11 protein-coding genes are annotated in these 9,415 nt (G+C 72.9%); 6 read left to right on the top strand and 5 right to left on the bottom strand.

From position 1 onward, the window contains the following. The first annotated feature begins 35 nt into the window (after window positions 1-35). Together AB0J67_RS03520 and AB0J67_RS03515 are read left to right on the top strand one after the other, a co-directional pair. Window positions 36-203 carry a hypothetical protein gene (locus AB0J67_RS03520; RefSeq protein WP_363475806.1) on the top strand — a complete coding sequence of 56 codons (168 nt, stop codon included), beginning with the start codon at window positions 36-38 and terminating at the stop codon, window positions 201-203. 389 nt (window positions 204-592) lie between these two features. Next, the gene (locus AB0J67_RS03515; RefSeq protein WP_363475804.1) at window positions 593-919 is read left to right on the top strand and encodes a DUF3040 domain-containing protein; all 327 of its coding nucleotides are present in this window, start codon (window positions 593-595) and stop codon (window positions 917-919) included. Window positions 920-1,067: 148 nt separating this feature from the next. Here the strand turns inward: AB0J67_RS03515 and AB0J67_RS03510 are convergent, their stop codons facing one another. After that, entirely contained in the window at window positions 1,068-1,544 is a 477-nt protein-coding gene (locus AB0J67_RS03510) for a DUF1801 domain-containing protein (protein ID WP_363475802.1), read from the bottom strand. Between the two features lie 206 nt (window positions 1,545-1,750). Here AB0J67_RS03510 and AB0J67_RS03505 point away from each other — a divergent pair, with 206 nt between their 5' ends. Continuing rightward, window positions 1,751-4,543 (top strand): LuxR C-terminal-related transcriptional regulator, encoded by a 2,793-nt coding sequence (locus tag AB0J67_RS03505; RefSeq protein ID WP_363475800.1) that lies wholly within the window; start codon window positions 1,751-1,753, stop codon window positions 4,541-4,543. A 7-nt stretch (window positions 4,544-4,550) separates the two neighbouring features. Here the strand turns inward: AB0J67_RS03505 and AB0J67_RS03500 are convergent, their stop codons facing one another. Both AB0J67_RS03500 and AB0J67_RS03495 read right to left on the bottom strand, forming a co-directional pair. Continuing rightward, window positions 4,551-5,444: an acyl-CoA desaturase gene (locus AB0J67_RS03500; RefSeq protein ID WP_363475879.1), complete on the bottom strand. Its 894-nt coding sequence runs from the start codon at window positions 5,442-5,444 to the stop codon at window positions 4,551-4,553. Between the two features lie 259 nt (window positions 5,445-5,703). Next, the gene (locus tag AB0J67_RS03495; RefSeq protein WP_363475798.1) at window positions 5,704-6,249 is read right to left on the bottom strand and encodes a hypothetical protein; all 546 of its coding nucleotides are present in this window, start codon (window positions 6,247-6,249) and stop codon (window positions 5,704-5,706) included. 175 nt (window positions 6,250-6,424) lie between these two features. On the opposite strand from AB0J67_RS03495, the gene AB0J67_RS03490 reads away from it, so the two are divergent. Both AB0J67_RS03490 and AB0J67_RS03485 read left to right on the top strand, forming a co-directional pair. Then, window positions 6,425-7,180, top strand: coding sequence for a hypothetical protein (locus tag AB0J67_RS03490; protein WP_363475796.1), 756 nt, complete (start codon window positions 6,425-6,427; stop codon window positions 7,178-7,180). A 52-nt stretch (window positions 7,181-7,232) separates the two neighbouring features. Next, complete coding sequence (locus AB0J67_RS03485) at window positions 7,233-7,622, top strand: tautomerase family protein (RefSeq protein ID WP_363475794.1); 390 nt, start codon at window positions 7,233-7,235, stop codon at window positions 7,620-7,622. A 7-nt stretch (window positions 7,623-7,629) separates the two neighbouring features. Here the strand turns inward: AB0J67_RS03485 and AB0J67_RS03480 are convergent, their stop codons facing one another. After that, window positions 7,630-7,914: a transcriptional regulator gene (locus AB0J67_RS03480; RefSeq protein ID WP_363475793.1), complete on the bottom strand. Its 285-nt coding sequence runs from the start codon at window positions 7,912-7,914 to the stop codon at window positions 7,630-7,632. Between the two features lie 33 nt (window positions 7,915-7,947). Between AB0J67_RS03480 and AB0J67_RS03475 the strand changes: the two genes are divergently transcribed. Next, window positions 7,948-8,571, top strand: a complete 624-nt coding sequence (locus AB0J67_RS03475; protein WP_363475791.1) for a hypothetical protein — start codon at window positions 7,948-7,950, stop codon at window positions 8,569-8,571. A gap of 58 nt (window positions 8,572-8,629) precedes the next feature. Here the strand turns inward: AB0J67_RS03475 and AB0J67_RS03470 are convergent, their stop codons facing one another. Beyond that, a complete protein-coding gene (locus AB0J67_RS03470) occupies window positions 8,630-9,394 on the bottom strand; it encodes a hypothetical protein (RefSeq protein WP_363475790.1) in 765 nt (254 codons plus the stop codon). Window positions 9,395-9,415: the final 21 nt, after the last annotated feature.

Raw genomic sequence — 9,415 nt, 5'->3', positions numbered from 1 at the left:
GCAGCCTGCTCAGGTTCGCCGACCGGACCGTGGCGATGACCGACGGGTACTGCGCCGAAAACCTCGGCCGCACGATCACGGTGCAGCCGGGGGAGACGCTGCACAGCTGGGGCTTCTTCCCCATGGAGCACCGCCCCGGGGAGCGGTTCTCGATCAGGTGGTGGGACTGGGGCGAGACGGAGACCGACCTCCGGATGCCCTGACGGCCCGGACGTGTCGGCGGCTGCGTCCCGCCCCGGTCACCGGTGGTGGGTCACATCGGCGGCGGTGGCACCGGCGGGATCGGCGTCGGCATGGGCGAGGGCGACGGTGGCGGTGAGGGCACCGGCGGAGCGGGCGGCTGCGGCGGCTCCGGCGCCGGCACCGGCTGTACGGGATCGCGCGGGTCGGTCATGGTCGACTCCTCTGCATGCTGCGGTCGATACCTGACCTGTACCCGGAACGCGGCCGTGGTCAAACGGCGTCGGGGCAGGTGAAGCGGACACGGCCCACGCCCGGCGACGCAGCGGGACATCGGGGTGATCGGGTGCGCATACGGCGCCGTGCGCGCGGGTAGGACGTGGGCAACAGGAGTCCTGAGGAGGTGGGAACGATGCCGCTGCGTCCGGAGGAGCAGGCTTGTCTCGACGTGCTGGCCGCGCAGACCCGGGCCGCCGACCCGAGCTTCGCGCTGGGCCTGAGCAACGCCGTCGCCTGCCCGCCGCTGGAGTACCGCAGGCGGGCCGCGGCACGGCTCGGGTTCGCGGTGGCATCGGCCGCGGTGGTGCTCGCGATCTTCCTGCTGCTGGTGGGCTGGCTCGGTGGAGGTCTGGTCGCCCTGTTCGCCGCGGGTGGCGCGGGGTTCGCCGCCGGGCGCTGCGCGCAGCGGCATGGTGCCGCCCCGGCCGGGCAACGCGGCCCCCACGACATCCCGGCCTGACAGCGGCCGGTCCGGGCACGCGGCGGGCAGGGCTTGCCGCGGAGCAGAGTCTGACGCGCGGGTTCGGCGCACGCGCGGGCAGGTGGTAGAGGCCGGGCCGGGACGCGTCCAGCGTCCCGGCCCGGCGTACGGTGCGTCGGCCGTCCCCTCAGCTCACGGCCCGCTTCACGAGCGCGCCGATCGCCTCCTCGTCGGCCGGGGTGAGCTTCGTCAGCGCGTACGCCGTCGGCCACATCGTGCCGTCGTCGAGCTTCGCGTCGTCGTTGAAGCCGAACGTCGCGTACCGCGTCTTGAACTTCTGCGCGCTCTGGAAGAAGCAGACCACCTTGCCGTCCCTGGCGTAGGCGGGCATGCCGTACCAGAGCTTCGGTGCGAGCTCGGGCGCGTTGGCCCTGACGACGGCGTGGATCCGCTCGGCCATGACGCGGTCGGAGTCGTGCATCTCGGCGATCTTCGCGAGCACGGCGCCCTCCTCGTCGGCCTTGGCTCCGCGCGGGCGCCGCGTCGCCGCCTTCAGCTCCTTGGCCCGCTCCTTCATCGCGCCGCGCTCCTCGTCGGTGAACCCGTCGAACTTCTCGGCGGCCGCGGTGGTGCTCTTGTTGTCCGGCATGGCGAATCTCCTCATATCCGTTGGTGTAAGTCGAGGTAGGGCGGCAGTGCTGGGGTCTTGCGCGGAAGTGCTGGCGGTCGGCGGGTCTCGTTCTACCCGGCCGGATCGGGCGGGTTGTTCGTGCCTTCAGCCTCTCGTGCGGCGGGTGGTCCGGGCATCCGTGGTGACCACGGAAGGCACCACGGAACGGGACCACGAACCGGTAGGCCAGAATGGGCCGCATGGCGACGACGGTGGAGATCTCGACCCGGGAAGCCGAAGTCCTGGCGCTGCTGGGCGAGCACCTCAGTAACGCCGAGATCGGGGCGCGGCTGTTCATCTCGGTCCGCACCGTCGAGAGCCACGTCTCCTCGCTGCTGCGCAAGCTCGACGTCCCCGACCGGCGGGCACTGGCCCAGCGCGCCCCCGAACAGGCCCGCACCGACCGGACCCACCCGGCACCGGTCCTGCCCGCACCGCTGACCTCGTTCATCGGCCGGGCCCACGAGCGCGCCGAGCTGACCCGCCTGCTCAAGGAACACCGGCAGGTCACCGCGGTCGGCCCCGGCGGCGTGGGCAAGACCCGCCTCGCGCTGGCCGTCGCCGCGCAGGCGTCCGGTGAGTACGCCGACGGCGTCTGGTTCGTCGACCTGGTTCCGATCACCGACCCCGGCGCCTGCGTCGTCGCGGGCGCCGTGGCCAACGCGCTCGGCCTCGGCGAGCAGCCCGGCCGGGACATGGACCAGTCGGTCGTCGCCGCGCTCGCCGACCGGCACGCCCTGCTCGTACTGGACAACTGCGAGCAGGTCCGCGACGGCGTCGCGCCGTTCGTCGAGCGGCTGCTGGCCGGCTGCCCCCGGGTGACGGTGCTGGCCACCAGCCGCGCCCGGCTCATGGTGCCGTTCGAGCGGGTGTACCCGGTCCCGCCGCTGTCGCTGGACGGTGACGGCAACTCCGACGCCGTCGCGCTGTTCATGGACCGCGCCGCCGCGGTGGGCCTCCCGCCGGTGCCCGCGCTGGTCGACCACATCGCCGAGGTCTGTGCGCGGCTCGACGGCGTGGCCCTGGCCATCGAGCTGGCCGCCGCCCGCTGGTCCACCCTGGGCCTGGACGGCCTCACCGCCGGCCTGTCCGACCAGCTGCGGATGCTGTCCGGTGGCCCGCGCGCCGACGAGCGCCACCGCTCGGTGCGGGCGGCGCTGGACTGGAGCCACGCCCTGCTCGACCCCGACGACCGGGAGCTGCTGCGCCGCGTGTCGGTGTTCGTCTCCCCGTTCACCATCGACGCCGCCGCCGAGGCCGCCGGGGCCGAGCCGGTCGTCGTCGCCGACGGCCTGGCCCGCCTGGCCGAGCAGAGCCTGCTCGTGGTGACCGCGACCGCGTCCGGGACCGAGTTCCGGGCGTTGGAGACCATCCGCCAGTACGGCACCGAGCAGCTGACCGGGGCCGGTGAGCTGGACGGCGCCCGGTCCCGGCACCTGCGCTGGTGCCTGGCCCGCGCCGCCGAGCTCGCGACCGTGCGGGCCGACTTCCGGCCCCGGTTCGACCGGGTCGCCGACGACCTGCGCGCCGCGATGAGCTGGGCGGCCGACCGACCCGAGCGGCGTGCCGACGCGTACCGCCTCGCCCGGCACCTGGCGGAGCTGACCTTCGCCCGCAACTTCGTCGGCGAGTCCCAGCAGCGCTACGAGCAGGCCGCCGCCCTCGCCGACGACCCCGCCGCCGGCGCGACCATGCTCCGGCACGCCGCCGCCGCGGCCGGCTGCCGGATGCGCGGCGACGACATGTACCGCCTGCACCGCGCCGCCGCCGACGCCGCCCTGCGCGCCGGCGACACCGCGGGCGCCGCCCGCGACCTGGCCACCGCCGCCACCAACGCGTACCGCTACTCGGGCAAGTTCGAGCAGCTCCCACCGCACGACGAGGTGATCGGCCTGATCACCCGGGCGCGGGAGCTGGCCGGCGACGATCCGGCCGCCCAGGCCGCGGTGGCGCTGGCCGAGGCCGGGGTGCTCACCGACGCGTTCGGCTCCGCCCAGGGCCCCGCCGACAACGCCGTGCCGGAGACGCTCGCCCGTGCCGAACACGCCGTCGAACTCGCCCGCCGCACCGGCGACCCGATCGCCCAGTCCGCGGCCATGGACTCGCTCACCGGCGCCCAGAGCTGGGCCGGCGAACCGTTCGCCGCCGCGGCGACCGCACGGCGGCGCATCACGCTGCTGGCCGCCACGCCGCACACCCCGATCGCCACCGACGAGCTGATCGACGCGCTCGGCCAGGCCGCCGAGGCGTGCCTCGGCGCGGGCGACCTGCCCGGCGCCCGCCGGTGGGCCCGGCAGCTCGCCGAGCACCCGCTGCTGGCCGAGGTCGGCCACCGCGCCATCACCTGGCTGGTCGTCTCCGACGTGCTGGCGGGCAACGTCGACGAGGCCCTCGCGGGCAGCGCCCGGTTCCTCGAATCGTGGCAGCGGGCCGGCAGCCCCGCCCGCTCGGCCCTCGGCCCGGCCGCCGCCGGGATCGCGATGGTCCACGCCCTGCGCGAGGACCACGAGGCCGGCCGCGCCTGGGACGACGTCCTGCACCAGCTCGGCACCCCGGCCGGGCACGGCTACAGCTACCGGGCCGTGTACGACGCGCTGCTCCTGCTCCACCACGGACAGCCCAAGGACGCGCTGGAACGCATGGCGCACGAGCCCGCCGACGTCTGGAAATGGCTCACCTGGATCTGGCTGCACTGGTACGTCGCGCTGCGCGCCGAAGCCGCCGTGCTCGCCGCCGCCCCCGACGCCGCCGCCCGGGTGACCGAAGCCCGCACCGTCGTGGCCGGTAACCCCGTCGCCGAGGCGATCGTGGCCCGCGCCCAGGCCCTGCTCGACGACGACCGGGCGGCGCTGCTCGCCACGGCGGACGCGTTCGGTGCCGCGGGCTGCCGCTACCAGGCAGCCCGCAGCCTCGTGCTGGCAGGCGGCGACCACGCCGTACGCGGCACGGCCGCGCTCGCCGACCTCGGCCTCGCCCCCGTGCCGCGGCCCTAGCGGGAACTCAGTCGGACGCGGTCAGCCGGGCGAGGCGCTCCGGGGTCGGCCAGCGCACACTGTGCACCCAGCCCAGCTTCTCGAACACCCAGATCAGCCGCGCCGAGACGTCGATCTCGCCGCGGCGCACCCCGTGCCGGGCGCAGGTCGGGTCGGCGTGGTGCAGGTTGTGCCACGACTCGCCCATGCTCAGGATGGCCAGCGGCCAGAAGTTGGCCGACCGGTCGCGGGTCGTGAACGGCCGCTCGCCGAAGATGTGGCACACCGAGTTGACCGACCAGGTCACGTGGTGCAGCAGCGCGACCCGGACCAGGCCCGCCCAGAAGAACGCGGTCACCGCACCCCACCACGACCAGGTGACCAGGCCCCCGACCAGCGCGGGCGCGGCCAGCGTCACGATGGTGAGCGGCCCGAACAGCTTGTGCACCAACCGGATGTCGCGGTCGGCGAGCAGGTCGGGCACGAACCGCTCCTGGTTCGTCAGGTTCGGGTCCAGCACCCAGCCCAGGTGCGCGTGCCAGAAGCCGCGCGCCAGCGCGGCCGGCGACGTGCCATACGCCCACGGCGAGTGCGGGTCGCCCTCGCGGTCGCTGAACGCGTGGTGGCGCCGGTGGTCGGCGACCCAGTGCAGGACCGGCCCCTGCACGGCGAGGCTGCCCGCGACGGCGAGCGCGACCCGCATGGCGCGGCCCGCCTTGAACGCGCCGTGGGTGAAGTAGCGGTGGAAGCCGACTGTGGTGCCCAGGCAGGTCATCGTGTAGAGGACCGCCGTCAGGATGATGTCGGTCCAGGTCAGGCCCCAGCCCCAGGCGAACGGGACGGCGGCGGCCAGCGCGAGGAACGGCACGAGCACGAAGGCGTACACGGCGGCGTGGGCGGCCGGCCGGCGGGCCCCGGCCATCACCGTCTTCGGCGCCCGATCGGTCACTTCCACCTGCGGGCCTGCGAGTGTCGCGTCCACAGCCCGTCACCTCGCTTCTCGGCTGTCGTCGCGGCAGAACCCGCTGAGCGCCGTCAACTTAGCAGGTCGGGAAGGCATACGACACCAGATCGAGGGAAGCCCAGCCTACCGGTGGATGAATCGACGGCCGTGCCACCAGGTTCCGGTGATCCGGACTTTCGGACAGGCGGATAGACCGGATGGGCTGCTCGCCGAGTCTTCAGAGCGGCTCGGAGCGCGGCAGCATCCACGCCGGGGCGGGCAGCGGCTCCGGCAGCGGATCCAGCACGTGGAGGCTCCGCCGCGCGCACGCGTAGAAGCGGTCGCGAGCTGCAGAAGCCTCGGCGCGTGCCTGATCCCATTCCTGATCTCCGGCAACCTCGCCACGAGCGAACCATTCGAGGTACCAGGCGCAGCGATGCCACTCGCGCGCGGCCGCGATGGTCTCCGTATCACCGAGCAGGAGCACCATCTCCCATACGGCTGTGCGGGTCGCCTCGAGTTCGGCGAGCTGCGGCAGGCCTATCGCGGGATCCAGTGGTTGCTCACGGCCGTTGCCGACGCCACGACTGGCCACGATCCGCGCTGACAACACCACGTAGTCCTTGACCGCACGACCATAGGCCGCGTACGCCTCTTGACGGGTGTGATCAAGCTTGGCGGCCTGCTCCCGGTGAGCGCGCCTTCGATCGCCGAGGCTGGTGGCCAGGTACGAGGCGCCTACGCCGACGACCACGCCGAGCAGCGCCGGGATCTGATCGAGCACGACAGACAATGAGCACCTTCCTGCGGTGGACGGATCCCAGAGTCGCACGGGGCCGCAATATCGATCACAGGCGATAGATGCGGGTGCGTGTCGATAGACTGCGTCAGCCTTTGAGCGGCGGCCGGGCGGAGCTCCGGGGGGCACCGGAGAGCCGGCCGGTGTGGCACCATGCGGCATGGCCGACGTCAGGTGGAGAAGGACCGCGGGGATCGTCCTCACCCCGGTGGTGTGCGCGGCGCTGCTGGTGCTGGGCGTGATCGCGTTCGTGCTGGGGCTGAGCGTCACCGGCAACAACGTGATCGACAACGCGTCCGTGGACTACGGGTACCTGCTGGTGGCGGTGATCGTCACCGTACTGGCGGCCGTCGCGGCGTACCGGATCGCGGGGCTGCTGCGGGTGCGCGGCTGGTGGACGGTCGTCGCGGCGCTGGTCCCGGCCGGGGTGTTCGCGTTCCTGCAGCTCGGCGAGGGGTTCGGCAAGCGGGAAGGGGGCCTGGCCTGGCTCGCGGGCCTGGCGGTCGCGCTCGTCGTCGCCGCGCTGCTGGCCCGCCGCGGCCTCGTCCGCATGGCATGGATCTTCGGGGTGCTCGCGGCGGTCGCCGTGGCCGACATCGCGGTGATCGTGCAGCTGATGCCGTCGACCGGGGCCGGCGTCGATCCCGCCGAGACGCTCGACCGGGCGTACGCGCCGCTGTGGATGCTGTTCGCACTGATCAACTACGACTTCGGCCTCGACCCGCTCGCGTGGCACATCGGCGACTCGCTCGACCTGCGCGAGGTGGGGTATCCGCTGTACGCGCTGATCGCCCTCGGCTTCGTCGTACGCGCGATGCGGCGCGACCCGGTGCCCGCCGGGGAACCGGCTCCGCCTGCCCCGTCGCAGCCGGGTGCGGTGGAGGCGGGCGTTCGCGCGGAAGGCACGCCGTCCTGAGCGACGCGCGGACATAAGCTGGTCCGCGGTTCGCCGTCGGAGGGGAGCGGTAGTGGCGCAGGTGAAGGTCTACGGGCTCAGGGCGCATCTCGACGAGATGCGCGGGCCGATCTCGGACGTGATCCACGGCTGTGCCGTCGAGGTGCTCGGGCTGCCGCCGGAGAAGCGGTTCCACCGCTTCCTCAGGCTCGACCCGGAGGACTTCCTGTATCCGGCGGACCGCAGCGAGCGCTACACCGTCATCGAGGTGTCGATGTTCGAAGGCCGCACCGTGGACACCCGCAAGCGCTTCGTCCGGGAGCTGTTCGCCCGGCTGGAGAGCGGCTGCGGCATCGCGCCGCAGGACGTCGAGATCACGATCTTCGAGACCCCGCGCCACAACTGGGGGATCCGCGGCCGGCACGGCGACGAGCTGAAACTGAACTACACCGTCGAGGTCTGAACGTTGCTCAGCCGGCCTGCGGGACGCCCGCGGGCCGGTAGGTGGTGCGCCGCATGACGGCGTAGACGTGCCGCTCGTTCTCCACCATCGAGACGAGCTCCCAGCCCCACTGCTCGACCATCTCGACCGCGGCCAGCAGCGACTGCACCCGCTCGCCCATGACGTTGATGTGCGAGTGGACCGCCAGGTAGCGGTGCGGGTACGAGCGGAGGTCCGCGCGGCCCTCCAGCAGCGCTCGGGCGGTGACGAAGCGTTGCTGGGCGATCATCTCTGCGGTCTCGATGCCGGGCATGCGGTCCACCGTATCCGACGGTAGGTTCGGGCGATGACCTCGCTGCGCCTGGTGCCCCTCGCCCTGACCGCCCTGTCGCTGGCCGCGTGCGCGGGCGGCACGCCGACGCCGGGGGCGAGCACCGCCGCCGCCACACCGTCGGCCGCGGCGGCGTCGCCCTCGGCGGCCGCTGCCGCCTACCGCTACTCCGATCTGGACCTGTGCGCGGCGACGGACCTCGCGCCGCTGGCGGGCCTGAAGCTCACGGTGCAGGACGAGCGCCGCACCGCCCCAGCCGGGCACCGCAAGGGCGAGGGTGAGGCGTGCCTGCACGAGATGAAGACGGCAGGCGGCCACACGGCGCGGCTGACCGTGGAGGCGATCCCGGCGGCGTCGGCGGACGCGGCGGACGCGATCTACCGGGCGGTGGAGCAGGACGCGATGAAGGCCGACGGCGCGGTCGCCGGGCCGTGGGAGCAGGGCGCGGGCCGCACGCTGGACACCACGCAGGGCTACCGGCACTCGGAGTACCTGGTGCACGGGGTCAGCGGCAACCTGCACGTCTCGGTGTGGCTGGCCGTCGGCGGCGACGAGTACACGCCGAAGGAGAAGCTCGCGCCGCTGGTGAAGGCGGTCGCCGAGCAGGTGCACGGGACCGTCGCCCGCGCCTGGCGCTAGCAGGAGACGCGAAGGGCGCCGCGCGTGGAGCGCGGCGCCCTGCACGTGCGGGCCTCGATCAGCCGGTGACGGCCTGCGGCCACGCCCCGTCGGGGAACTTGCCGTAGTCGACGCGGTCGCTGACGGTCTTGCGCACGTTCTCGCCGGCCTCGACGATGCGCTTGACGATGCTGAGCATCGTGTTGACCGCGGTCTCCACGATGGCGCCCACCGCCGAGGCGAGCCGGTCGATGGCCCACGGGATGTCGATGATCGTGGCCGCCTCGATCGCGGCGGTCGTGATCTCACCGAGGATCCGGCCGAGCACCGTCGACAGCTCGGTCACGAACGTGACGTTGGCCATCGCGATGCCGTACAGCCACTCGCTGATGAAGCCGGCCTTGGCGGCCAGGGCGTCGACGGCGTCCTTCTGCGGGGGCACGACCTTGTCGTTGTAGTAGCCGGCCGTGCCGCCCTCCCAGTAGGCCAGGTTGCGGTTGGCGTACTGGGCGACCACCGGGCTGAGGTTGGAGACGGGCTTCTTCACCGCGTCCAGCCAGTGGAAGCTGATGTTCACCAGCGAGATCACCGGCGTGTAGTGGGCGAGCACCTCGCTGCCGTACTTGAGGATCTTGTCGAGTGCTTCCTTGAACTCGTTGATGCTGTGGTGGATCCAGAGCTTCACCGCCGGCGACAGCAGGAACCAGTTGCTGTCGGCGTGGTCGATCGCGGAGTTGGCCTTGTCGACGATCTTGGTGAGGTTCTCCCGGATCTGGTCGACGGCCTTCTCGATGGCGCTCGTGTGCTCGAACGCGCTGCCCTGGGGCTCGGCTGGGCTGGTCATCTGGGGTGCATTCCTTCCCGG

It is taken from the genome of Catellatospora sp. NPDC049609, assembly GCF_040675365.1.
Lineage (GTDB): Bacteria > Actinomycetota > Actinomycetes > Mycobacteriales > Micromonosporaceae > Catellatospora.
The sequence above is the reverse complement of the archived record's forward strand: the minus strand, read 5'-3'. Positions and strand labels throughout refer to the sequence as shown.

What these genes read in the sequence shown, in the direction of transcription:
- AB0J67_RS03520 (WP_363475806.1), top strand. Translation starts at nt 36, where the DNA reads ATGACCGACGGGTACTGCGCCGAAAACCTCGGCCGCACGATCACGGTG.
- AB0J67_RS03515 (WP_363475804.1), top strand. Translation starts at nt 593, where the DNA reads ATGCCGCTGCGTCCGGAGGAGCAGGCTTGTCTCGACGTGCTGGCCGCG.
- AB0J67_RS03510 (WP_363475802.1), bottom strand. Translation starts at nt 1,544, where the DNA reads ATGAGGAGATTCGCCATGCCGGACAACAAGAGCACCACCGCGGCCGCC.
- AB0J67_RS03505 (WP_363475800.1), top strand. Translation starts at nt 1,751, where the DNA reads ATGGCGACGACGGTGGAGATCTCGACCCGGGAAGCCGAAGTCCTGGCG.
- AB0J67_RS03500 (WP_363475879.1), bottom strand. Translation starts at nt 5,444, where the DNA reads ATGGCCGGGGCCCGCCGGCCGGCCGCCCACGCCGCCGTGTACGCCTTC.
- AB0J67_RS03490 (WP_363475796.1), top strand. Translation starts at nt 6,425, where the DNA reads ATGGCCGACGTCAGGTGGAGAAGGACCGCGGGGATCGTCCTCACCCCG.
- AB0J67_RS03480 (WP_363475793.1), bottom strand. Translation starts at nt 7,914, where the DNA reads ATGCCCGGCATCGAGACCGCAGAGATGATCGCCCAGCAACGCTTCGTC.
- AB0J67_RS03475 (WP_363475791.1), top strand. Translation starts at nt 7,948, where the DNA reads ATGACCTCGCTGCGCCTGGTGCCCCTCGCCCTGACCGCCCTGTCGCTG.
- AB0J67_RS03470 (WP_363475790.1), bottom strand. Translation starts at nt 9,394, where the DNA reads ATGACCAGCCCAGCCGAGCCCCAGGGCAGCGCGTTCGAGCACACGAGC.